Annotated in this window: 19 protein-coding genes; 14 read left to right on the top strand and 5 right to left on the bottom strand. The window is 48.8% G+C overall.

The window, feature by feature from the left end:
* The first annotated feature begins 5 nt into the window (after positions 1–5).
* A complete protein-coding gene (locus MK185_08850) occupies positions 6–1,316 on the top strand; it encodes a sodium ion-translocating decarboxylase subunit beta (protein MCH2040729.1) in 1,311 nt (436 codons plus the stop codon).
* A gap of 104 nt (positions 1,317–1,420) precedes the next feature.
* Here the strand turns inward: MK185_08850 and MK185_08845 are convergent, their stop codons facing one another.
* The gene (locus MK185_08845) at positions 1,421–1,756 is read right to left on the bottom strand and encodes a DUF2956 domain-containing protein (protein ID MCH2040728.1); all 336 of its coding nucleotides are present in this window, start codon (positions 1,754–1,756) and stop codon (positions 1,421–1,423) included.
* 98 nt (positions 1,757–1,854) lie between these two features.
* On the opposite strand from MK185_08845, the gene dnaE reads away from it, so the two are divergent.
* The 4 genes from dnaE to MK185_08825 are packed head-to-tail and all read left to right on the top strand — an operon-like array spanning position 1,855 to position 7,645.
* Positions 1,855–5,346 carry a DNA polymerase III subunit alpha gene (dnaE, locus tag MK185_08840; GenBank protein ID MCH2040727.1) on the top strand — a complete coding sequence of 1,164 codons (3,492 nt, stop codon included), beginning with the start codon at positions 1,855–1,857 and terminating at the stop codon, positions 5,344–5,346.
* Complete coding sequence (gene tilS, locus MK185_08835; GenBank protein MCH2040726.1) at positions 5,327–6,709, top strand: tRNA lysidine(34) synthetase TilS; 1,383 nt, start codon at positions 5,327–5,329, stop codon at positions 6,707–6,709. Before dnaE ends, tilS begins: the two co-directional genes overlap by 20 nt.
* Positions 6,699–7,133 carry a hypothetical protein gene (locus MK185_08830; GenBank protein MCH2040725.1) on the top strand — a complete coding sequence of 145 codons (435 nt, stop codon included), beginning with the start codon at positions 6,699–6,701 and terminating at the stop codon, positions 7,131–7,133. The genes tilS and MK185_08830 overlap by 11 nt, the downstream gene beginning before the upstream one ends.
* Positions 7,124–7,645 carry a hypothetical protein gene (locus MK185_08825; GenBank protein MCH2040724.1) on the top strand — a complete coding sequence of 174 codons (522 nt, stop codon included), beginning with the start codon at positions 7,124–7,126 and terminating at the stop codon, positions 7,643–7,645. Before MK185_08830 ends, MK185_08825 begins: the two co-directional genes overlap by 10 nt.
* A gap of 27 nt (positions 7,646–7,672) precedes the next feature.
* On the opposite strand, the gene MK185_08820 is transcribed toward MK185_08825, so the two are convergent.
* The 3 genes from MK185_08820 to pyrC are packed head-to-tail and all read right to left on the bottom strand — an operon-like array spanning position 7,673 to position 9,774.
* On the bottom strand, positions 7,673–8,050 hold the full coding sequence (locus MK185_08820; GenBank protein MCH2040723.1) for a YacL family protein: 378 nt from the start codon (positions 8,048–8,050) through the stop codon (positions 7,673–7,675).
* Between the two features lies 1 nt (position 8,051).
* A complete protein-coding gene (gene rnt / locus MK185_08815) occupies positions 8,052–8,714 on the bottom strand; it encodes a ribonuclease T (GenBank protein MCH2040722.1) in 663 nt (220 codons plus the stop codon).
* A gap of 22 nt (positions 8,715–8,736) precedes the next feature.
* On the bottom strand, positions 8,737–9,774 hold the full coding sequence (gene pyrC / locus MK185_08810) for a dihydroorotase (GenBank protein MCH2040721.1): 1,038 nt from the start codon (positions 9,772–9,774) through the stop codon (positions 8,737–8,739).
* Positions 9,775–9,936: 162 nt separating this feature from the next.
* Between pyrC and MK185_08805 the strand changes: the two genes are divergently transcribed.
* The 8 genes from MK185_08805 (at position 9,937) to MK185_08770 (ending at position 19,995) form a co-directional block, all read left to right on the top strand.
* A complete protein-coding gene (locus tag MK185_08805; GenBank protein ID MCH2040720.1) occupies positions 9,937–10,830 on the top strand; it encodes an OmpA family protein in 894 nt (297 codons plus the stop codon).
* Between the two features lie 275 nt (positions 10,831–11,105).
* The gene (locus MK185_08800) at positions 11,106–12,323 is read left to right on the top strand and encodes an argininosuccinate synthase (protein MCH2040719.1); all 1,218 of its coding nucleotides are present in this window, start codon (positions 11,106–11,108) and stop codon (positions 12,321–12,323) included.
* A 159-nt stretch (positions 12,324–12,482) separates the two neighbouring features.
* Positions 12,483–15,116, top strand: coding sequence for a phosphoenolpyruvate carboxylase (ppc, locus tag MK185_08795; GenBank protein ID MCH2040718.1), 2,634 nt, complete (start codon positions 12,483–12,485; stop codon positions 15,114–15,116).
* Between the two features lie 200 nt (positions 15,117–15,316).
* Complete coding sequence (gene adk / locus MK185_08790) at positions 15,317–15,970, top strand: adenylate kinase (protein MCH2040717.1); 654 nt, start codon at positions 15,317–15,319, stop codon at positions 15,968–15,970.
* Positions 15,971–16,611: 641 nt separating this feature from the next.
* On the top strand, positions 16,612–17,532 hold the full coding sequence (locus tag MK185_08785; protein ID MCH2040716.1) for a hypothetical protein: 921 nt from the start codon (positions 16,612–16,614) through the stop codon (positions 17,530–17,532).
* A gap of 127 nt (positions 17,533–17,659) precedes the next feature.
* Positions 17,660–18,370 carry a tRNA (adenosine(37)-N6)-threonylcarbamoyltransferase complex dimerization subunit type 1 TsaB gene (gene tsaB / locus MK185_08780; protein ID MCH2040715.1) on the top strand — a complete coding sequence of 237 codons (711 nt, stop codon included), beginning with the start codon at positions 17,660–17,662 and terminating at the stop codon, positions 18,368–18,370.
* Positions 18,371–18,396: 26 nt separating this feature from the next.
* The gene (locus tag MK185_08775; protein MCH2040714.1) at positions 18,397–19,194 is read left to right on the top strand and encodes an undecaprenyl-diphosphate phosphatase; all 798 of its coding nucleotides are present in this window, start codon (positions 18,397–18,399) and stop codon (positions 19,192–19,194) included.
* A gap of 9 nt (positions 19,195–19,203) precedes the next feature.
* On the top strand, positions 19,204–19,995 hold the full coding sequence (locus MK185_08770) for a class I SAM-dependent methyltransferase (protein ID MCH2040713.1): 792 nt from the start codon (positions 19,204–19,206) through the stop codon (positions 19,993–19,995).
* 68 nt (positions 19,996–20,063) lie between these two features.
* Here the strand turns inward: MK185_08770 and plsB are convergent, their stop codons facing one another.
* On the bottom strand, positions 20,064–22,553 hold the full coding sequence (gene plsB / locus MK185_08765) for a glycerol-3-phosphate 1-O-acyltransferase PlsB (protein MCH2040712.1): 2,490 nt from the start codon (positions 22,551–22,553) through the stop codon (positions 20,064–20,066).
* Between the two features lie 290 nt (positions 22,554–22,843).
* Here plsB and MK185_08760 point away from each other — a divergent pair, with 290 nt between their 5' ends.
* Positions 22,844–23,782, top strand: coding sequence for an ABC transporter ATP-binding protein (locus MK185_08760; protein ID MCH2040711.1), 939 nt, complete (start codon positions 22,844–22,846; stop codon positions 23,780–23,782).
* Positions 23,783–23,785 lie beyond the last annotated feature (3 nt).

Genomic DNA, 23,785 nt, shown 5'->3' with positions numbered 1-23,785 from the left:
GACTGATGGATAGCTTACTCCGTCTCTGGAATGACACTGGTATCGCCCACATTGAGGGTGGTCAGGCGTTCATGATGTTGGTGGCCTTCGGTATGTTGTACCTGGCCATCAAAAAAGGCTTTGAGCCACTGCTGCTGTTACCAATCGCTGTTGGTACTCTGATGGTTAACATCCCGAGTGCTGGCATGGGCTGGTCTGCAGCTGAAGCTGCGATTCGTTCTGCGGACCCAAAAGTACTGACTGAATTTGCCGAACTATTTGGCATCGCAGCTAACTCGACGATGGATCAGGTGTTTGCCGCTTACAAAGAAGCGTACGAAACTCAGGGTCTGATGTACAAGAAAGCCGTTGCACTGGGTTCTACACTGGGCTTCGATAATGGCATGTTGTACGTGTTCTACAGCATGACAATCGCCAGTGGTGTTGCACCGCTGCTGATTTTCATGGGTGTTGGCGCGATGACTGACTTCGGTCCACTGCTGGCTAACCCGAAAACTCTGTTGTTAGGTGCGGCGGCTCAGTTCGGTATCTTTGGTACTGTTGCTGGTGCGGTTCTGTTGACTGACGCAGGCCTGATGGACTTCACCGTTCAGCAAGCCGCTGCGATTGGTATCATTGGCGGTGCTGATGGCCCGACTTCGATCTTTATTGCATCGAAACTGGCGCCTGAACTGCTGGGTGCAATTGCGGTAGCAGCCTACTCATACATGGCTCTGGTTCCTCTGATCCAGCCACCGATTATGAAAGCACTGACTTCAGAATCTGAGCGCCAGATTGCGATGAGTCAGCTGCGCACTGTAACCAAGGGCGAGAAGATCGTATTCCCGATTGCGGTATTGGTGCTGGTTGCGATTCTGCTGCCATCGGCTGCTCCGCTGCTGGGTATGTTCTGCTTCGGTAACCTGATGAAAGAATCCGGTGTGGTTGAGCGTCTGAGCGACACTGCACAAAATGCTCTGATCAACGTTGTGACCATCTTCCTGGGTCTGTCTGTTGGTTATAAGATGAGCTCGGATGCTTTCCTGAATGGCAGTACTCTGGCCATTATTATCCTGGGTCTGGTTGCCTTTATGGTAGGTACTGCTGCTGGTGTCATCATGGCTAAGATCATGAACAAGCTGAGCAAAGACCCTATCAACCCGCTGATCGGTTCTGCAGGTGTATCTGCTGTGCCTATGGCGGCTCGTGTATCCAACAAAGTAGGTCTGGAAGCCAACAGCCAGAATTTCCTGTTGATGCATGCGATGGGTCCAAACGTTGCGGGTGTAATCGGTTCTGCGGTAGCAGCCGGTGTGATGATTTCCTTCTTTGGTTAATCGTTAAGCATTTCGTAAGACGTAAAAAGCCGCTCTGGAGACAGAGCGGCTTTTTTATTTTTGGAGCTTCCGTAATTAGCTGCTTTGGGATCGAATCTGATGATCTACGGAATAATAAACCCAAACGCAATAAAGCCGACCCAGCTGACTACCAGTAACACCCAGGGAAGAAAGGTCTGTGGCATAGCCTGCGTTTCTTCGCACTGCTCCATTTCGGTCTCTTTCAGTTTTGCTTTCAGTTCCTGTTTCCGCTGTTTATCACGCTCGCGGGATTTCTGCTTCTCGCGCTTTTTATACTCGGCGATGCCTTTTTCGATCCCCTGGGCGATCAGCTTGGTCTGCTCTTTGGTCTGGCCCGGTTTTTGAGTGCCTTTGGCAATTTTCATTGCCTCAGTTTTGGTTGTGTCGGAAATCTCTGCCTTGGAATGCTTCTTTGCCATAGTGTGTATCGATTGTGTGGGAGACGGTTGGCGAGTGTGCCATTAGCCCGCGAATGTCGCTACAATGGTCGACTGTTTTTTAGTTGAAGTAGCCTCTAATGTCCCAGAATTTCGTCCATCTTCGTGTTCACTCAGAGTTCTCGCTGTACGACAGTACTGTGCGGGTGAAGAAGCTGATTGGTGCGGTTTCTGAAATGGGCATGCCGGCTGTTGCTTTGACCGACCAGGCCAATATGTACGCGCTGGTTAAGTTCTATAAAGGCGCTCTTGGGGCAGGTATTAAGCCCATTCTTGGTGCTGATCTGTGGTTGGAGAATGACGAAGATATTCATGCCCCGTTTCGTGTAACGGCCTTATGTCAGACCCCAGGAGGCTACCTCAGTTTGCGGGAACTGATTTCCCAGGGCTTTGTTGATAATCAGCATTTCGATCGCGCTATGATCAAAAAGCAATGGTTATTTGAGCATCAGCAGGGGTTAATTGTGCTGTCAGGTGCGCGCGATGGAGATATCGGTCAGCGCGTGGTGAAGGGGGACTTAGAGGGTGCAGAGATACTTGCCAGGGAATACCAACACGTTCTTGGTGACCGTTTTTATTATGAAGTTCAGCGTACTGGCCGCGAAGGTGACGAAGTCGTAGTTAAGGCGGGTATCGCATTGGGCGGCAAGTTAGGAATCCCGTTGGTGGCGACCAACGATGTACGCTTCCTGAAGGCTCAAGACTTTGAAGCCCACGAAACCCGGGTTTCGATTGGTCAGGGATATGCCCTTGAAGATAAGCGCCGTCCGCGCGAATACAGCGAGCAGCAGTATTTCCGTTCGGCGGAAGAAATGGCTGAGCTGTTCAAAGATATTCCATCTGCGATTGAAAATACCGTCGAAATTGCTAAGCGTTGCTCGGTCGAAGTGTTATTGGGTAAGTACTTTCTGCCCGATTACCCGATCCCGGAGGGTCTGAGTGAGGACGACTTCTTCCGTAAAATTTCCGAAGTGGGTTTGCAGGAGCGTCTGGAGTTTATTTATTCCGACCTCGATCCAAATTCCGCTGAGTTCCAGGACAAACGTAAGCCCTATGATGAGCGTTTAAAGTTCGAGCTGGATATTATTATCCAAATGGGGTTCCCGGGCTATTTCCTGATCGTAATGGACTTTATCCAGTGGGCTAAAGACCACAACATTCCTGTTGGCCCGGGGCGGGGTTCCGGTGCTGGCTCCCTTGTTGCTTATGCGCAAAAAATTACTGACCTGGATCCACTTGAATACGACTTGCTGTTCGAACGATTCCTGAACCCGGAACGGGTATCCATGCCCGACTTTGATATCGACTTCTGCATGGAAGATCGGGAAAAAGTGATTTCCTATGTGGCGGACAACTATGGTCGTCAGGCGGTATCCCAGATTGTGACCTTCGGCACCATGGCGGCAAAAGCTGTGGTCCGTGACGTGGCCCGTGCTCAGGGCAAGTCATTTGGTTTAGCGGATAAGTTATCGAAATTAATTCCCGGTGATCCGGGTATGACGCTGGAAAAAGCGTTAAATACCGAACCGGCTCTGGGCGAATTTTTAAATGACGATGACGAGGCCCAGGAAATCTGGGATATGGCGTTACGGTTGGAAGGTATTGCCCGTCAGACCGGTAAACATGCCGGTGGTGTTGTTATTGCTCCAACAAAATTAACCGACTTTTCCGCGACGGCTTGTGAGCCGGGCGGTGCTGGTCTGGTAACCCAGTTTGATAAAAATGATGTGGAGGAAGCCGGACTGGTTAAGTTCGACTTCCTGGGTCTGCGCACCCTGACCATCATTGATTGGGCATTAAAAACGATAAACCGCTTCCGTGAGCGCGAGGGTAAAGAACCAATTCGGGTGGAAGAAATTCCGCTGGATGATAAGCCGTCGATTGAATACCTGAAAACCGCCCAGACTACCGCGGTTTTCCAGCTCGAATCCCGGGGGATGAAAGACCTGGTTCGCCGTCTGCAGCCGGATAATCTGGAAGATATGATTGCACTGGTGGCACTGTTCCGTCCGGGGCCATTGGAGTCCGGCATGGTTGATGACTTTATTAACCGGAAACACGGCCGCGCTGAAGTGGCTTATCCCCACCCGGATTTCCAGCATGAAAGTTTAAAGCCCATTCTGGAGCCAACTTACGGCGTTATTGTTTATCAGGAACAGGTAATGCAGATTGCCCAGACGCTGGCGGGTTACACCCTTGGCGGTGCCGATATGTTGCGTCGGGCGATGGGTAAGAAAAAACCGGAAGAAATGGCCAAGCAGCGTGAGACGTTCCGTGAAGGTGCCATTTCAGTTGGTGTCGATCCTGACCTGGCGATGAAAATTTTCGACCTGGTAGAAAAGTTCGCGGGCTATGGTTTTAACAAATCGCACTCCGCGGCCTATGCGGTCGTTTCCTATCATACCCTGTGGCTGAAAAAACATTATCCGGCGCCGTTTATGGCGGCGGTAATGACCTCAGATATGCAGAACACCGACAAGGTGGTTGGCTTTATCGAAGAATGTCGAGAGATGGAGCTGGCGCTGGTTTTACCCGATGTGAATCAGTCGGAATTTGGTTTTACCGTCAATGATGACGGTGCCATCGTATATGGTTTGGGCGCTGTGAAAGGTGCCGGTGAAGGTCCGGTTGAAGCCATCACAGAAGCCCGTGCCGAGGGTGGAACATTTAAAGATTTGTTCGACTTCTGTGAACGCTGTGATTCCAAGCGTATTAACAAACGAGTACTGGAAGCCCTGGTTCGTTGTGGCGCTTTCGACTGCTTTGGCGAGGACCGTTCAATTTTGATGGCAAGTATTGAGGATGCGGTAAAAGCGGCCGGACAAAGCGCCGCTAATGAAGCGGCGGGTATGATCGATTTATTCGGTGAAGTCGAAGCTGAGGTTGCTGACGAGACCGACCCGTATGAACGACATCGTCATTTGCGTAAATGGACTTTGAAAGAACGGTTGCAGGGTGAAAAAGATACCTTGGGTTTATACGTCACCGGCCATCCGTTTGATGAATATGAAAAAGAAGTACGTCAGCTGGTGCCAACCAAGCTTTCTCATATCCAGGAAAATAAAGGCACGCAAAAACTCACTGGCCTGGTTGTTGATATGCGGGTGATGAAAAATAAGCGTGGTGACAATATGTGCTTTGTGACTTTGGATGATCGCTCTGGGCGAATGGAAGTTGCTTTGTTCGCAGATGTGTATGAGGAAGTTCGTGAGGTTGTGGCGAAAGACAAAGTGCTGGTTGTCGAAGCCCAGGTGAGTCATGACGATTATTCCGGTGGTTTAAAAGCTACCGGCCGCAGCGCGATGGAGATCAGTCAGGCACGATTAAATTTCGCTAAGTCCTTACGGATCCGTGTTGATGCTGAACGGGCAGGTGAACATTTACCCAAGCAACTGCAACAAAAATTACTGCCAATGGAAAATGGTTGTCCGGTTGTACTCGATTTTCGTAACGAAGTGGCTCAGTGTGATATTCAACTGGGTGACCAATACCGCATCAATCCTACTGATGATCAGCTACTGCAACTGAAATATGAATTTGGCGAGGAAGCTGTTGAGCTGTTATTTAACTGAAGTTGTTGAGCGCCAGCTCGATAAACAGCTTGCGACAGAAGAAACGACAATCTGGATCGCGTTAAGTGGCGGGCTTGATTCCGTTGTGCTGCTGAACCTTCTGGCCAATAGCAAACGTTACCTTAAACGCCTGAAAGCTATTCATGTTCATCATGGTTTGTCTGAAAATGCAGATGAGTGGCAGCTGTTTTGTCAGCAGCTTTGTGCGCAGTTAAATGTCCCGTTAACCGTAAAAAAAGTAACAGTGATTTCCCGTAATCAGGGATTGGAGCAAGCCGCTCGCAAAGCACGTTATAACGCCTTTTCAGAAGAATTAAAGGCGGGTGAGTATTTAATAACGGCGCATCATGGCGATGATCAGATCGAAACGTTTTTTCAGCGTTTGATGCGTGGTGCCGGTATTCAGGGACTGAGCGCTATGGCAGACGCACGCAATGAAAAGCACTATGTTCTATTGCGACCGCTGTTGTCCTGTCAGCGCAGTCAGCTTGTCGATTATGCCAACACCAAACGATTAAACTGGATTGAAGATGAATCCAATCACGACCAGCGATTTGATCGTAATTGGTGGCGTCATAAGGTATTGCCGATGTTGTGGGCACGTTATCCCGGACGTCAGGCAAGTGTGTTGCGCAGCATCGAACAACTGCGTCGTGATCACGAGGTTTTACAAGAATTACTGCAACCTAAGCTCGAAATTTGCCTGACTGATAGTGTATGGCCAGGCACGGTCAGTCAAAAAATACAGCTGAGCCAATTAAGCAAGCACAGTCAGCCGGTTCAGGCCTGTATATTACGCACCTGGTTCAGGCTCAATGGCATTAACTCGCCGTCTGCCATACAACTGCAATGTGTATTTAGTGAAATTATCGCCGCTCAAGCGGATAAACAGCCTGAACTTTTGCTGGACGGCCATGTTTTAAGACGATTCGATAATGCGCTGTTCTTGTGCCACGCAGAGCGTGGCACGCATGCCCAGAACATGTCGGTTAGACTCCCGGAATCTGATGACGGAAACGAGAAGTCATTTGCTGCCATCAACTGGCAATCGGGTAAGCTACAGGTGAAAGCAAATTCACGAAACGGTGATGCTGAACCATTATTGCCCGGTAACTACACACTGATGGCTGCTAAAAGAATTTCGGCCGGTTTGATAAGGCCGCAAGGTCGCCCGGCAAAAAAGCTCAAACATATCTGGCAAGAGCATAAAATTCCACCGTGGTTAAGGTCTCAATGGCCTTGCCTGGTTGCGGATAACGGAGACCTGGTGAGTGTTATAAACCTGGTTGTGGATTCTCAATACATTGCAGAGAGCGGCTATACATTAAGCTGGGGTCGTCAGGAAAAGCATAATGAAAAATAAGATGTTGGGTTTGTTTGTACTTGTAATGAGCCTTTTCGTAATAACGGCCGAGGCGTTGTCGGTATATCAGGTTAACGCCATTATGACCTATGGTGGACAGCTGAAAACGGATAGCGCATTTGTCATTCTTGAGAATGACACCAGTCGCTTTGAAGAACACGGCGCGGGTGGCTATAGTTTAGTGTTGAGTGTGAATCAGAACGCTGGCGGCAGTTATACCGTTGAGACTGAAATTTATGCAGATCTTGGTAAAGGTCAGAAACTACTGGGTACACCAGCAGTTACCTTGGAGAAGGGCAAGCCGGGCAGTGTTGCTTTTGATGCCGAGTTGGTAGGACCGGTGGAGTTGCAGTTAACGTTAGTGAAACACGTGAATGTTGACGAAAATGAATTACAAGAATGCAAATATGTAGAGTGCGAGTAGGTTTACGATGTCTCCTGTTACTCAGTGCAGGTACCTGGCTTTGCGCTTGTAATGATGCAGAAAATCCGATCCTGCGGGGTGTTAAGCATGAGAGCAGCAAGCCCGCGAAAGACACCAGCGTATCGGCAATACCCGACGATCAAGATACGACTTTGGATCATGGCTTTGACGGGCATGTTGTTGATGCTGAAGAGTCAGCCAGTCAGCCACAGGGGACTGACCAGCAAAATACAAGTGTCGCAAGGCGAATTCTTGATCTGAACCTTCCCCACGATATAAAACACGGTGATATTGACATCAACCGAGAATCGCCATGGCGTCAACATACTCCTGCGGCAGAATCCCAAACACTGCCGAATTTCTTTGAGCGCGACGCGGAAACAAGCGAGACATCATCAGTGGTCGATTTTTCCGGCAAAGTTCACTGGGAGGAGTCAGCGGAGGAACAAACGATCCCACCGCTCAATACCATTGAGGGTCTTGAGTTGGAGATATCGGTAAAAACGCAATAGCTTTTTACGGGAAGTTATTAACGGGCCTTAGCCAGAGCAATACTCCAGCCAGGCGATCAGTAAGTCTTTAAAGTCATCAAGGCCACAACCTGCAATATCTTCACTGTCGTAGAAACTGAGTCCGTCTGCGCTCATCTGTTCTTGGCTGTCATCGTCAAAGTTTCCAGCGATGCTATTGGCTTTGACTTCTACCTCATCGCGATTCAGCGACAACATAAATTCTTTGCCATCAATATCCAGCGCTTCGAAAATACCTTCCTGAATTTGTTCAATATTATGCAATAAACCAGAGACGCGGTCGGTATCGTTACCAATTTCGTCGCTCAGCCAGCGGCCAATCGCAGCTTGTTCCATCGACAATTCTGCAACCGGGCCTCTGTTTCCCTGATAAAATTGATACTCCAACTTATTCTTCCTCTTCGATCGCGTGGCCGAGATCTAATGGCCATCCACCCAGGTCTTTATAGCGATTAACAATAAAGCAGAATAATTCGGCTGTTTTAAACGTATCGTACTCAGCGCTGTGAGCCGAGCTGTTGTCAAAATCGATGCCGGCTGTTTTACAGGATTTCGCCAATACCGTTTGTCCGAGTGCGATTGCCGCAATGGACGCGGTATCAAATGAGGAAAACGGATGAAATGGATCGCGCTTGATATCGTTACGGTCAACCGCTTCGCGCAGAAAGCTATGGTCAAAATGCGCGTTGTGACCCACTAACACGGCCCGATTACAACCGTAGTTTTTTATCTCGCGGCGAATTGTCTGGAACATTTCGCTTAACACGTCGATTTCAAACTCGGCATCGCGCTCCGGGTCAAACGGATCAATTCCGGTGAAATCCAGTGCCTCTTTTTCCAGGTTGGCGCCATCAAATGGATGAATATTGGCTGACAGTGTTTCATGCGGGTGCAAATAGCCGTCGTCATCCATACGCAGTGTTACCATGGCGATTTCCAGCAGGGCATCGGTCCGTGCGTTAAATCCGCCGGTTTCAACGTCGACAACCACCGGTAGAAAACCGCGGAAGCGTTGCGCCATTAAGGATTTAGGCTGCTTATCGTCACTCATTGTTCGTCCTTAATCCTGTTTGTTAATAGTCCAGTTTCCAGCGCAGGGTTTCACCGGCGCGTAAGGGTACGATGATATCATCGCCAAAAGGCATTTCCGTCGGTGCTTGCCAGTTTTGTTTGATCAGTGTGATTTCATCTGAATTACGCGGCAAGCCATAAAAATCCGGGCCAAAGTGGCTGGCAAAACCCTCAAGTTTATCCAGCGCGCCCAGATCTTCAAAAATTTCAGCGTAGAGCTCAATAGCGGCGTAGGCCGTGAAACAGCCCGCGCAGCCACAGGCACTTTCTTTCGCGCCCTTTGCGTGGGGAGCTGAGTCGGTACCGAGGAAGAATTTAGGACTGCCACTGACCGCCGCTTCCTGTAATGCTTGCTGGTGGATATTGCGCTTTAGGATGGGGAGGCAGTAAAAATGAGGTTTTATACCACCAACCAGCATGTGATTTCGGTTATAGGCCAGGTGTTGCACGGTAATAGTGGCCGCGACGTTATCTCCCTGACTTTCTACAAACTCAGCAGCATCTTTTGTGGTGATGTGTTCCACCACCATTTTCAGACTAGGGTGTCTGCTGGCCAATGGCACCAGAATTTCATCGAGGAAGCGTTTCTCGCGGTCAAAAATATCAACATCGGAATGCGTGACTTCACCGTGAACCAGTAACTTGATGTCGTGTTCGGCCAGCGCAGCAGCGAGTTCGTCCAGCTTGCTCAGGTCGGTAACGCCCGAATCGGAGTTAGTGGTTGCACCGGCGGGATACAACTTGACTGCCACGATGTGACCGGCTTCTTTTGCCTCGCGGATCATTTCTGGCGTCGTATTGTCGGTAAGGTAGAGCACCATTAATGGGTTGAAGTTCAGTCCCTGTGGTACTTTTGACAGGATGCGGCCGCGATAATCCAGAGCCTGTTCTGCCGTCATGACTGGTGGCTGAAGGTTTGGCATAATAATCGAACGCCCCATGACACGGGCTGTGGCTGGCACGGTATGTTGCAACACGGCGCCATCGCGCAGGTGCAAGTGCCAGTCGTCAGGACGGGTAATGGTTAAACGCTCAGTCATCTCTGCAAACCTCGACTAATCTTATTGGTGTAATTGGCGCGTATTCTACCGAATTAGCAAGCCGATTTCTTAATTATCTCGGTGACTGGCCGATAACTAAATTAACCTGCATTCAGAGTTTACATAAAGCCCATGCCCAATCTGTTCCGCCTGGCGATATTAATGTTGTCTTCACTGCCACTGCAGGCTGCTGAGCCGCTGCAGTTTGGTGGCAGCCTGGACAGAGCTGAGTGGTCGTTGAGCGGTTCGGTGTTTGAATGTCGTTTCGCTCAGAAAATCCCGGAATACGGTAATGCAGTGTTTTATCATCAGGCCGGTGAGGATGTGTACTTTCAGCTCGAGACCATTCGCAATCTGATGGACTACAGCCAGGCGCAGGTGAGTATTTTGCCACCATACTGGCAGCCCAGCGGCAAAACAGAGAACCTCGGCAGCGCTAAGATTGTTAAGGGAAAGCCCAATCTTAATCTTGATCATGAGCGTACCAATCAGTTTTTACATGCCTTAATGGAGGGCCAGTGGCCAACCATCAGCCACAAAACCTATTATGACGACCAGCGTTTTATTCGTGTTCAGATCTCGGCCTCGGCGTTTGATGAATTTTATCTCGATTACCTTGAGTGCGTAAAACAACTGTTACCCGTTAACTTCGATCAAGTGGCCCGCTCAAAAGTATTTTTTGGCAGCAATGAAAAAGCGACTGATAAAACCGATACCGATATTCTCGACCGCATTATTTTTTACATGAAAAACGATCCGCGGGTATTTGCGGTATATCTGGATGGCCATTCCGACAACCAGGGGCGTCGTTACGATCAGCGTCAGATATCCAAGGCCCGCGTGGAAGATGTTGAGCGCTACTTTATCAAGCAAGGGATCAACCCGGAGATGATTACCACTCGGTTCCACGGCGGGCGTTATCCGGTTGCTTCCAATAAAACCGCCAAAGGTCGGGCAGAGAACCGTCGGGTAACCATCCGCATAGAACAACGTGAGGATATGCCGATTCCTGATGATCTGTTGTTTAAACTGCCACCCCGTGCGGACCGCCGCTAGTTCGGGTAAATACGGTGTTCGTCACATCTAAAAGTGACCAGAGTCCCTATTCTTTGAATATCCTTGTTGGTTGTCTGGTGCGCAGGTTAGGTGGCGTATGCAGATGGCTGTATCTGATTGACCGACTTTCAATAGCCAGGCACTGAGTCGGGTTAGCAGTGTCTGCTTCTGACAGGCTTGGCTAGTCGCCGCTCAACCAGTACACTACGCCCCCTTAAATTTTCTATTGCCTGAACTGATGATCGGTTCAGGCTTAATCATCCTGGAGAAATCCCATGTCAGACATCAAAAAAGTGGTGTTGGCCTATTCCGGTGGTTTAGACACCTCGGTAATTGCTAAGTGGCTGCAAGAAGAATATCAGTGCGAAGTGGTGACGTTTACTGCTGACCTGGGTCAGGGTGAAGAAGTTGAACCAGCGCGTGCCAAAGCTGAAGCGCTGGGTATCAAAGAAATCTATATCGACGACCTGCGTGAAGAATTCGCCCGTGACTTCGTATTCCCGATGTTCCGTGCAAACACCATTTACGAAGGTGAGTACTTGTTGGGTACTTCGATTGCTCGTCCACTGATCGCTAAGCGTCTGATTGAGATTGCCAACGAAACCGGAGCTGATGCGATTGCTCACGGTGCAACCGGTAAAGGTAACGACCAGGTTCGTTTTGAATTAGGTGCGTACGCACTGAAGCCTGGCGTTAAAGTGATTGCTCCATGGCGTGACTGGGATCTGACGTCCCGTGAAACGTTGATGGCCTATTGTGATGAGCACGGCATTGAAGTTGAGAAGAAGGCCGGCAAGAAGTCGCCTTATTCTATGGATGCTAACCTGCTGCATATTTCTTACGAAGGTGACATTCTGGAAAATCCTTGGAATGAACCTGAAGAAGATATGTGGTTGTGGACCAAGGCACCAGAGCAGGCCAAAGATGAGCCAACCTATCTAACCATCAGTTTCAAAAACGGTGATCCGGTAGCGATCGACGGTGTTGAAAAATCACCAGCAACCATTATGGAAGAGCTGAATAAAACGGCGGGTGAAAACGGCGTCGGTCGTGTTGATATCGTAGAAAACCGTTACGTTGGTATGAAAGCCCGTGGTTGTTACGAAACCCCAGCCGGTACTGTATTGCTCAAAGCACACCGTGCCATTGAGTCGATTACTCTGGACCGTGAAGCGATGCACCTGAAAGATGAACTGATGCCGAAATACGCTAAGTTGATTTATAACGGTTACTGGTGGTCTCCTGAGCGTGCGATGCTTCAAGCTGCAATTGATGAAACTCAGAAAGTGGTAAACGGTGATGTTCGTCTGAAGCTTTATAAAGGCAATGTCATTGTTGTTGGACGTCAGTCTGAAGACACATTGTTCGATGAAGCCATCGCTACTTTCGAAGACGATGCGGGCGCTTACGATCAGGCAGATGCTGCAGGTTTCATTAAACTGAATGCGCTGCGTTTACGCACTGCAGCGAAAAAGGGTCGTAGCCCGCTGTAATCAGTGACCGCTTAAATACGCTTAAAACCGCAGGTATGAAAATGCCTGCGGTTTTTTTGTGTCTGTTTGCTGCTCCAGATCTTGTTGGTCGCTTTTGGTATGTTGACACTCTAATAGTTCGATGTGATGGTGAAGTTCCTTACATGACGGAGTGTTGAAATGTCCGAGCTGGATGGTTTGTTACGCGATAAAGTACGTTTGTTGGGTAATGTGTTGGGACAAGCAATTGCTGCCCAACACAGCGAAGAGATGCTGAAGAGAATTGAAGACATTCGTCAGCAAGCAAAAACAGCGCGCGCTGGCGATGATACGGATCGTGACCGATTGTTAGCTTTGTTAAAAACCATGCCGGATGGCGCACTGGTTCCTGTCGTGCGCGGTTTTAACCAGTTTTTGAATCTCGCAAATATCGCCGAACAGCAACACTCAGCCAGTTGGCGACGTGGTGATTTTTTACGGGATGACGTCGATTTACTGTTTAATGGTTTGCTGGACCGTCTTCAGGAAAAAGGCATCCGTGGTCTGGATCTCAGCCAACAAGTGGCCGATGTGAATATTGAGCTGGTTTTAACTGCTCACCCCACCGAAGTTACCCGCCGAACTCTCATTCAGAAATACGATTTAATTGCTCAGCTATTGCAGCAGCGAGATGATTTACGCGATGGTCATCCTCAGCTGGATGATATTGAAAAGCGCATTGCCTCGCTGGTAGAGGAAATTTGGCAAACCGATGAAATTCGTCAGACAAGACCGTCTCCGGTTGATGAAGCCAAGTGGGGTTTTGCTGTTGTCGAAAATTCCTTATGGCAGGCAGTACCGCAACTTTTGCGTCAGTTAGATAACGAATTGCGCTCTCGCGGTGCCGATGCCTTGCCACTGACTGCCGCACCGGTGAGGTTTTCGTCATGGATGGGTGGAGATCGTGACGGAAACCCAAATGTGACGGCAGCGATTACCCGAGAAGTCTTGTACTTAGCCCGCTGGATGGCAGCAGATTTATATCTCCGTGATATTGAAAAGCTTGGTATGCAGCTATCAATGACAGCGGCATCGGCTGAAATGCGTCAGGCATACCCGGTGCATGAACCTTATCGCGCCTGTATTCATGATTTACGCGACAAATTAGAAGCAACTCGTGTCTGGGCTGCTGCTAAAGCGAAAGGAAAAGAATGCGAAGTTCGTCCACTGTCGTCACACAATGAATTATTACAACCGCTGATGCTCTGTTACAACAGCCTCATCGACCAGGGAATGGGCACCGTTGCCAATGGTTTATTGTTAGATACCTTGCGCCGTGTTGCCTGTTTTGGTTTGTCTATGGTTCGCCTGGATGTTCGTCAGGAATCCACGCGTCACGCCAACGTGATTCAGGCATTGTGTGAATTTTATGGCTGGGGTGATTATCAAGACTGGCCGGAATCACAGAAACAGGCATTCCTGCTGAAAGAATTAAAATCGAAACGGCCGATCATTCCAACCCGATGGCAGCCGGATGCTGAAGTGCAGGAAGTATTGGATACCATGAGGGTCATTGCTTCCGATGTTGGCGAGGGTGTGTCTTGCTACATTATTTCGATGGCGAGTGAGCCATCCGATATTCTTGCGGTGGCGTTATTGCTGCAAGCGTGTGACGTGCGTGATCATCTGCCAATTGTGCCGCTCTTTGAAACGCTGGATGATCTAGAGCAATCAGCACCGCGAATGGAAAAACTGTGGTCCGTCGATTGGTATCAGGCGTATTGCCAGGGTCACCAGCAAGTGATGATTGGTTATTCCGATTCATCAAAAGACGCCGGACAATTAGCGGCAGTATGGGCCCAATACCGAGCTCAGGAACGACTCTCTGCGGTTGCAAACGAAAAAAATATTCGTCTGCGCCTGTTCCATGGCCGAGGTGGTACGGTGGGTCGTGGTGGTGGTCCTGCTCATGGCGCTATTCTGGCACAGCCACCGGGTTCTGTTGAAGGCGGTCTGCGGGTTACGGAACAAGGCGAAATGATCCGTTTTAAATATGGCATGCCAACCCTGGCAGTGCGTAATTTGAAAATATATGTTTCGTCTGTTCTGGAAGCGAATTTATTGCCGCCGGAAAGTGCGAAACCTGAATGGCGAGAGGTAATGGAGTCACTGGCGCATTCGGGGGTCAACTCTTATCGCTCTATGGTGCGTGATACATCGGATTTTGTTCGATACTTTCGGGCGGCTACGCCTGAGCAGGAGCTGGGGAAGCTGGCCTTGGGTAGTCGTCCGGCGCGGAGAAAATCCGGGGGTGGAATTGAAACACTGAGAGCAATTCCGTGGATTTTTGCCTGGACACAAATGCGCTTAATGTTGCCAGCCTGGTTGGGTGCCGACGAATCTCTGCAGCAGCATATCAAAGATGGCAAGTTACCGTTGCTGCAGCAGATGTATCGACAATGGCCATTCTTTCGAACGTATATCGAAATGCTGGAGATGGTGGTTTCGAAAGCCGACAGCGGTTTGGCACAATATTATGAGCGCCGGCTGGTTGAACAGGAATTACAGCCTTTAGGCAGTGTTTTAAGGGCACGTCTTGAAGACATGCGTAATTTGGTGCTTGCGATTAAAGAGCAACAGATTTTACTGGAAAATAACCGGTTGTTGGATCACTCCATGAGTATCCGTAATCCATACACCGACCCTCTGCATTATTTACAGGCCGAGCTGCTGTATCGTGACCGAGAATCCGGTGAATGCTCAAACACTCAGGTTGAACAGGCTCTTAAAGTCACCATGGCGGGGATTGCAGCTGGCATGCGCAATACCGGCTAAATATTCAGGGCGGCACCTGAGCAGGAACAAGTCTGGCGACTAAAGTCGGGGGAGTGCTTCCCGGCTTTTTTTTCACAATGACTTGAGCAAGAACCTTGCTAGGGGTAAGGTTATGCCAATTTTTCTCTGTATCTGGCCGAATTTTGAACAAGTTGTGCCAGATATCCCAGTTTTTTAATTAACCATGAAGGAGTTTGCGCATGCGCGTAATTCTGTTGGGAGCGCCCGGTGCTGGTAAAGGTACACAGGCACAGTTCATTTGTGAAAAGTTTGAAATCCCGCAGATTTCAACCGGCGATATGCTGCGCGCTGCTGTAAAAGCAGGCAGCGAATTAGGTCTGAAAGTAAAAGAAATCATGGAAACCGGCGGTTTGGTGTCGGATGAAATTATTATCGACCTGGTAAAAGAGCGTATTCAACAGGATGACTGTGGCAATGGTTTCCTGTTCGACGGTTTTCCTCGCACTATTCCGCAAGCTCAGGCATTGCTGGATGCTGGGGTTGATATCGACGCCGTACTGGAAATTGATGTAGCTGACGAAGAAATTGTTAAGCGTTTGGGTGGTCGTCGTGTTCATCCAGGCTCCGGCCGTGTTTATCATGTCGTTTACAACCCACCCAAAGTGGAAGGCAAAGATGACGAAACCGGCGAAGAGCTGATTCAGCGCGATGACGATCAGGAAGAAACGATTCGTAAACGCCTGTCTATTTATCACGAACAAACAGCACCGTTGGTTAGCTTCTACAAAGACCTGCAAGCTGAAAAAGGTGATGCAGCACCTAACTACAGCCATGTACCGGGTGTTGGTTCACTGGAAGAAATCACCGCATCAGTGATGTCAGCATTAAGCTAAATTCATACGGTTGTTTAAAAAAGGGCCTCATTGGCCCTTTTTTTTGCTTCAGATTTTTTGTTCATTGGTAGTTATAAGCCAATTCTTATTCGTCATCTGCTAGGCCGATCATTCGACGAACTAATAATATGTAAAAGATTTCATAGAGATATCGATACTTCATCACAAGGGTGTTGGGGCATAGTGACAATATAAAAATCAATATTGTGATTATAAAATGATGCTTGAGATAATATTCGGGCGTGATTAGGGGATAGAGAGTTCGCAGGAGTAATTGCTAAATCAGTGTTTAGTATGATGGAATTATCGGTCTAACCCAATCGTTCTGAGGAGTATCATTAATAATATATCGTCGAACTATTTAATCCATGAGCTGCTGTTATTGGTATTGATTTCAATTACGACAACTCATAGCAATCCCGAAAATATTGTTTTTTTGCGCCATATCATCGTCGGCTTCATCAGGTATTTATGGAAATGAGGCCATATTTCTATAAAAACGAGCAAAATATGGATTTTTCATGCATATTTTTTTGGTTTTTCAAAATAAAAATACTATTATTGCTTCGAATAGTTATTGTACAGCTGATTACTGTACCTACTACGATTTCTGATCAGGCAAAATAAATCGAGGACTAACCATGGCACGACCAAAGAAAGCTCCTGCGAAACGCGGACGTAAGCCAGCTGCAAAAAAAGCTGAAGTACCAGCTCTGCCAAAAGCAGTTGTAGCGGCCACTAAGGCTGTTGAAAAAGCAACTAAAGCAGTTGCGACTCAACAAACTAAAGTCGAAGCGGCTGAAAAGAAAGCTGCTGCAGCGAAAACCAAAGCAACTGCTGCTAAAGCAACTGCTGCGGCAAAACGCGCAGCAACTTCTGCAAATGCAAAAGTAAAAGCTGAAAAAGCAAAACTGCAAACTGTTAAAGCTGCACTGCGTGAAGCGAACACTGCGCTGAAAGTTGCTGAAATTGAAGCAAAAGCTGAAGCGACAGCAGTAGCTGCAAAAGAAGCGGCTGCTGCATTTGAAGCGTCTCTGGCTGCTAAAGCGGATGCCGATCTTGCTAAAGCTGTTGCGGATTTCGAGAAGAAATGGCGTAAAGCACGTGCTAAGCAAGATGCAGCAAAAGTAAAAGCTCGCGCTAAGAAAGAAGATGCAAAAGCTAAAACAGCCGCCAAAAAGCTGAAAGCCAAAGCGGTAGCAGCAGAAAAAGCAGCTAAGCCAAAAGCAAAGCCAGGCCGCCCAGCGAAAGCTAAGCCAGCTGCTGCAAAAGAGGCAGCTCCTAAGCGCCGTGGTCGTCCACCAAAAGCAGTGGCTGCGGCTCCTGCAAAAGACGCGGCTCCTAAGCGTCGCGGTCGCCCACCTAAGGCTGCTGAAGCTGCACCGGCAAAAGATGCAGCTCCAAAGCGTCGCGGTCGTCCAGCTAAAGCGAAGGCAGCAGCTCCTGCAAAAGATGCGGCTCCTAAGCGTCGCGGTCGTCCACCAAAGGCTGCTGCAGCGGCACCAGCAAAAGACGCAGCTCCAAAGCGCCGTGGTCGTCCACCAAAAGCGGCAGCTAAGTAATAGCTCTCGTTAGAAAAGCCCGGTTCGCCGGGTTTTTTTATGCCTGTCTGTTAACAACTTGTTGTGAACGCAGATGAGTCGCTATGGTATACTCGCGCCGCTTTTTACTCCTGAGATTGTCCAAGTTATGGCAAATATTCTGATTCTGGATGCCTCTTCCAGCTTATGTTCGGTATCTTTGTTAAGTTCCGGGAAAGCCTATCACTTATGCGAAGAACAGCCGCGCAGACACGCTCAGCGTCTCTTACCTATGGTTGATGAAATTCTTAATATCGCCGGGGTAAAGAAATCCGAACTCAATGGTATTGCGTACGGCCGTGGCCCAGGTTCTTTTACCGGTATACGTATTGCGGCGTCCGTTATGCAAGGCATCGCACTGGCATTAAATCTGCCCCTATATGGCGTTTCGTCACTCCAGGCAATTGCCCAACAGCTGGCTCAGCAGCAAGGATTTACTTCGGGACAAGAAATTACAGCCATCATGGATGCTCATATGGGCGAAGTGTTTTGGGCTATTTTCCGGTTGCAGGAAAATGGCCTGGTAGAACTTCAGGGGCAGGAGCATGTGTCTACTCCTGAGTCTTGCATCGAGCAACTGGCTGAATTTAATGGAGTATTTGCCGGTGATGGACTCACACTTGAGTCATTACGCGGACAGTTTAAGAAAGAAATATGTTTTGCCGATGTTTTACCAAAGACGGAATATATGACGTCGCTGGTGGGTGATGCCTGGGACAATGATAAGTTTGGTAATGAAGAACAGCATGCCCCGGTTTACTTACGCGATTCTGTTGCCTGGAAGAAACTCGACGAACAACCAAGTTTATTAAAACGTTAAGGGCATATGCCTGTTAGGGAACAACTGTGGATCTGATTGAAATTATCGTTCTGGCACTATTGCAGGGACTCACCGAATTCTTACCTATTTCCAGCTCTGCTCACCTGATTTTGCCGTCGCGCCTGTTCGGTTGGGATGATCAGGGATTGGCATTTGATGTTGCTGTTCATGTGGGAACGTTGGCGGCGGTTATTTTGTATTTTCGCCGTGATATTGGCGTACTGGCTTTGAACTGGATGAAAACCGGATTCACGCCAACCCCGAATACCGAAGCAAAACTGGCTTGGTACGTTGTGGTGGCAACCATTCCCGCGGGGCTGGCCGGGTTACTGCTGGATGACTGGATTGAAGCTAACCTGCGTTCAACGGCAGTGATTGCTGCCGCTACTATTGGTTTTGGTTTATTACTGGGTTTTGCTGATAAAAGTCGCAAAGATGGGATCACTTTGACTCATATGACGTTGATGATGGCGGTAATCATTGGCCTGGCTCAAGCGTTGGCGCTGATTCCCGGTACCTCTCGTTCCGGTATTACCATTACTGCCGCTCTGCTGGTTGGCTTACACCGGGTTGAAGCCGCACGTTTTTCTTTTTTATTGTCGATCCCATTGATTCTCGCAGCAGGTGGGTTAAAAACACTGGATCTGGTAAATTCATCAGCGCCGGTAGACTGGACATCTCTTGCTTTGGGAGCGGGTCTTTCTGCCATCAGTGCCTGGATTTGTATTTATTATTTCCTCGCGTTTATTAACAAAATTGGCATGATGCCATTCGTGATTTATCGCCTCATTCTGGGCGGCATTCTCGTCCTTTTCTTTATTTAATCGTTCTCTATGGCTGAACTGATCTGTCTGGACAATGCGTTAAAAGATGAAGCGCTGGCCATATGCCAGCGTTTTGCTTTGACTCTGGCTCCGAAAACGCTATTGCAAACCGATGGCTTTCATTTGTGTCTGGATTTCACTGGTTTGAGTTTACAGCAGGGCGGCGTCAAGCCAGGGAAAAAACGAACTCAGGTGCAAGTCGATTTTTCTCAGGGTGCGGCCGCGCATCGGCGAAAATTTGGTGGCGGTCAGGGGCAGGACATTGCCAAAGCGATTGGTGTGACAGCTTATAAGCCGAGCGTTATTGATGCTACGGCGGGCCTTGGCCGTGACAGCTTTGTTCTCGCAACCCTGGGTTGTCAGGTGACCGCGTTTGAGCGCCAGCCGGTAATTGCAGCGCTTCTGTCGGATGGACTAAGCCGGGGCGCCAGTGATGTTGAAATCAGCGATATCATTGCGCGGATATCTCTGCATCTTGGTTCCAGTCACGAGCTACTTAAACCGGCTACAGAGGTTGCTGACTGTGCCGATGTTGTTTATCTGGACCCTATGTTTGAGCATGATGAGAAGAATAAAGCGCAAGTTAAAAAAGATATGCAGGCATTTCGTCAGGTGGTGGGTCAGGATACAGATGCTGATGATTTGTTAAGCCGTGCGATGGCGTGCGCACGCTGTCGAGTTGTTGTTAAACGTGCCCGAAAAGCCAGGCCACTAGCCGATGTTGAGCCGACTTATGCGTTGGTGGGGAAAGCCAATCGCTTTGATGTATACGTCAAAGCTAAAGTGGCGCCGCCTGAATAACTATAAAGCACGTAAAAAAGCCCGCAGTATTTTAATACCGCGGGCTTTTTTGGTTGATGATCGATAAGTCAGTCAGGCGTGTCTTGCTCATCGGTTTCAAGATCCGCTTCAAGACTGCGTAAAATACTCTGGCGGAGCTCGCCATCAAGAATAGCCTGCAGTGACTGAGTCAGACTATCCATAGAGTCATCAAAACACAGGCTGCCATTATCATCCTTGGTAAGAAGATTTTTTTGCAGCAATTGCTGAATCAGGGTGCGGAATAGTGCCTTGTCGAAGAATTCAGGAGCATTAATACCATATAGCAGGCTGATGCGTTGTGCCAGCAGTGTGCTTTGTTCTTCCGCTTCTTTAGCGTTGAGCTGTCCCGATCCCCGTCGGTTGAGCAAGCTCAGTGTCAGGAAGTAACGCTCCAGAGTTTGCATCACGTTATCAGCCAGACCACGCAGCATGGCAAACTCATTACTGCTGGCCGGTGTTGCATGGAAACCTGCTTCATTTTCGTAGAGGTAACCCTTATTCACCAGAGCATCCAACCAGTTATTCACTTCGCTATCCAGCTCGTTAATATCCCAATGTAAAAATAACTCTGCTTGCAGGAATGGGTAGGTTTGTTTAGCCATTTGCACAACCTGATCGCGGGTATAGCGTTGGTTGTTAACAAACAAACAGGCAATCAGAGATGGCAGTGCAAAGAGGTGCAGTACGTTATTGCGGTAATACGTCAGGGTAACGGCCTGGCGATCATCAGTTTGAATAAGGTCTCCCATCGGATGCTTACTGCGCGAGAACACACCCAGCGCTTCCGCGTAGGCCAACCAGTCTTTACCGGTTCCGGGAGGCAGTGCCGTTAACGTGCTGTATGGCGTTTGTTCAATCAGATCACGGTAAGATTCCATCTGACGCACCAGTAATTGCTCATCCATTGCCTGGCGCGGTGCTGACAGAATACTCAGGGCAATGAGGTTAATAGGGTTAATCGATGTCGCGCGATTAATCTCAGTAACAACCTGATTTGCCAGAGTATTCACCACTGCAGGCGCCCATTCAGGACGATAATCGCAGCTGCTGAAGTCCTGTTGCTGCCAGCCCGGCTGCTGCTCATTAAGAAATTCAGTCAGGTAAATCGGTTTGCCAAACGTAACATGTACCTTACCGAAGGAATTTTTAAACGACTTGAGGGTACCAAAGACGCCCAGTAAGCTTTCCTTCTTTTTTTTCTTACCGCGCAATTCGCCAAGGTAGCTGCTTGCTTCAAATACTTTTTCATAACCGGTATAAACCGGCATAAATATAATCGGCTTCTTAGAATCTCGCAGGTAACTGCGTAAGGTCATTGCCAGCATGCCAGCTTTAGGGCTCAGGGTGCGGCCGGTGCGACTTCTGCCACCTTCAACAAAATACTCTGCTGAATATCCGTGGGTAAATACGGAATGCAGATATTCATCAAATACTGCAGCGTAGAGTTTGTTATCGCGGAACGTGCGACGCATAAAGAACGCCCCACCACGGCGCAGAATCGGACCAATAACCGGCATATTCAGGTTAATACCCGCTGCAATTTGTGGCAGTTGTAAGCCGTTGTGATACAGCACATAAGACAACAGCAGATAATCAATGTGGCTGCGATGACAGGGCACATAGATGATTTCATTGTCTTTGCTGATTTCTTTCAGGTGCTCGATATTATGCAGGTTCACACCGTTATAAATCTTGTTCCATACCCAGGTTAAAACCAGATCCAGGAAACGCACGTTGGTGTAAGAAATATTGGAAGCAATCTCATCAGCATACTTCGACGCTTGCTGCTGCGCTTTGGCTTTACTGGTGCCTTTATCGTTCACTTCCTCCTGAATGGCTTTCAGCACCATCGGCTTACGCGGAATCTGATGCACCAGAGTCCGGCGGTGAGATAAATCAGGGCCAAGAACAGAAGCAGAGACCTGACGATTATGGACTCTCAGAATACGGGATACTTTACGCGCCAAAACTTCCGGAGTTTTGTCAGCTTCATACAGCTCACGCAATGACATTGGCTTGGAGAAATGAACAAAGGTGTTGCGGCCATTCAGTAGGATGGCCATCAGCGTCACCAGCCGACCGCCGAGCGCGCCACTGTTTTGTAGCCAGATGCGCAGGAAAGAGCCTTCTTTATCGGGTGCGCGGCCCCACATCACACGAACCGGAACAATCTGAATATCACGCTGTTCATCTTCAGCAAGCCATTCCGCCTGGCTGATCAATTGTTTCGCCACAATCGGTGAGCCCTGGCGACGGAAGACCCCTGTGCGTTTGTAAATATGGAAAAAGGGTTTGGCGGGGAGTCGGCGATTCAACCGATCTTCATACGGACTGCTCCAGCCAAACTGACTGGCTTCGCGATCAATTACCAGTTGCTCAGCATGGGACGGAGACCACAGGGCGTAAACCACCGGCTTGTCCGGATCGAGATTAAACTCTTTGACATCCGGGCCAATGATATGGGTTTTGATAACCCCGTAGAGCAATTTCTGCTGCCAGCGATATAAGGTGCGGCGCAGGGCTTTAATAAACTTCATAGGTAACACTCTTAAGATGACACTTTATGAACCGGCAAAAGGCCGGGTCGGCCGCTAGTTTACCTTGGTGGCTGTGTTGATCAAAACGCTATCCTGAGTCAAGTCCCCGGTTAAAAATTGCCACGGGGCAATCAGGTTCGGATTTCTGCCGCTGGCGGCTGTTGCAGCGAATATGTCGAAAAATGTCAATCCTCACCAATAAGGGCTTTCTTTATGGTAGACATAGCCGTGACAGGGCGATGGCCGGCGTGATCCCCGGTGCATCGCAGGTGAAGCAAGGAATAAAACACATGATAAAAGCAGATCAGTTAACCAAACAGTTTGGCGATTTTTGTGCTGTTGATCAGTTGTCATTTGAGGTCAGTCCGGGAGAGGTATTGGGGTTTTTGGGCCCCAATGGAGCCGGTAAGTCGACCACCATGAAGATGATAACCGGGTTTTTGCGGCCGACTTCCGGATCGGTATCCATTTTTGGTCATGATATTGGAAGGCAGCCAATTAAGGCGAAGTCGCTGATGGGGTATTTGCCCGAAGGTGCACCAGCTTACGGTGATATGACGGTACTGGCATTTTTAAGGTTTATCGCTGAAATTCGTGGTTTCAGCGGTGCGGAGTTAAAGCGTCGTATCGCCAGCGTTGTGAACCAATTGGATTTGAAAGATGCGGTGGCACAACCTATCCATACGTTGTCCAAAGGGTATAAGCGTCGCGTTGGCCTGGCACAAACCCTGTTGCATGACCCACGCATTCTGATTCTCGATGAACCAACTGATGGTCTGGACCCAAACCAGAAGCAACAGGTACGTCAGTTGATTCAAAATTTGTCCGACGACAAGATTGTTATTGTCTCTACTCACATTCTCGAAGAGGTTACCTCTGTATGCTCTCGGGCGATGATCATCGCCCAGGGTCGGAAGGTTATTGATGGCACCCCCGCAGAGCTGGAGGCACGTTCACGTTATCACCAGGCTATCTCGATACGTTTTCAGCAGCCGGTTATTGATGCAGTAGCCCGTTTTTCGGCTTTGGATGATGTTATCGAAGTCGATGAGCAGCAACAGGGGCTGAGTTATTTGTTACTCCCGAAAAAGAACGTCCAGCTGTATCCCGAGATTTCAGCACTCATTGAGCAGCAGAATTGGCCGCTTGAATCATTAACGATTGAGCGCGGACGACTGGATGATGTCTTCCGTTCTTTGACTCAACCTGATCTGAAAACACAGCTATAAGGA

The sequence above is a fragment of the Saccharospirillaceae bacterium genome, assembly GCA_022448365.1.
Classification (GTDB): domain Bacteria; phylum Pseudomonadota; class Gammaproteobacteria; order Pseudomonadales; family Oceanobacteraceae; genus Bacterioplanoides.
This window is presented reverse-complemented; position numbering and strand designations above follow the sequence as displayed.

Coding starts and splice junctions, on each gene's coding strand:
- plsB (MCH2040712.1), bottom strand. CDS start 22,553: ATGAAGTTTATTAAAGCCCTGCGCCGCACCTTATATCGCTGGCAGCAG.
- tsaB (MCH2040715.1), top strand. CDS start 17,660: ATGGCAAATATTCTGATTCTGGATGCCTCTTCCAGCTTATGTTCGGTA.
- adk (MCH2040717.1), top strand. CDS start 15,317: ATGCGCGTAATTCTGTTGGGAGCGCCCGGTGCTGGTAAAGGTACACAG.
- dnaE (MCH2040727.1), top strand. CDS start 1,855: ATGTCCCAGAATTTCGTCCATCTTCGTGTTCACTCAGAGTTCTCGCTG.
- MK185_08805 (MCH2040720.1), top strand. CDS start 9,937: ATGTTGTCTTCACTGCCACTGCAGGCTGCTGAGCCGCTGCAGTTTGGT.
- MK185_08800 (MCH2040719.1), top strand. CDS start 11,106: ATGTCAGACATCAAAAAAGTGGTGTTGGCCTATTCCGGTGGTTTAGAC.
- rnt (MCH2040722.1), bottom strand. CDS start 8,714: ATGAGTGACGATAAGCAGCCTAAATCCTTAATGGCGCAACGCTTCCGC.
- pyrC (MCH2040721.1), bottom strand. CDS start 9,774: ATGACTGAGCGTTTAACCATTACCCGTCCTGACGACTGGCACTTGCAC.
- MK185_08785 (MCH2040716.1), top strand. CDS start 16,612: ATGGCACGACCAAAGAAAGCTCCTGCGAAACGCGGACGTAAGCCAGCT.
- ppc (MCH2040718.1), top strand. CDS start 12,483: ATGTCCGAGCTGGATGGTTTGTTACGCGATAAAGTACGTTTGTTGGGT.
- MK185_08830 (MCH2040725.1), top strand. CDS start 6,699: ATGAAAAATAAGATGTTGGGTTTGTTTGTACTTGTAATGAGCCTTTTC.
- MK185_08845 (MCH2040728.1), bottom strand. CDS start 1,756: ATGGCAAAGAAGCATTCCAAGGCAGAGATTTCCGACACAACCAAAACT.
- MK185_08850 (MCH2040729.1), top strand. CDS start 6: ATGGATAGCTTACTCCGTCTCTGGAATGACACTGGTATCGCCCACATT.
- MK185_08760 (MCH2040711.1), top strand. CDS start 22,844: ATGATAAAAGCAGATCAGTTAACCAAACAGTTTGGCGATTTTTGTGCT.
- MK185_08770 (MCH2040713.1), top strand. CDS start 19,204: ATGGCTGAACTGATCTGTCTGGACAATGCGTTAAAAGATGAAGCGCTG.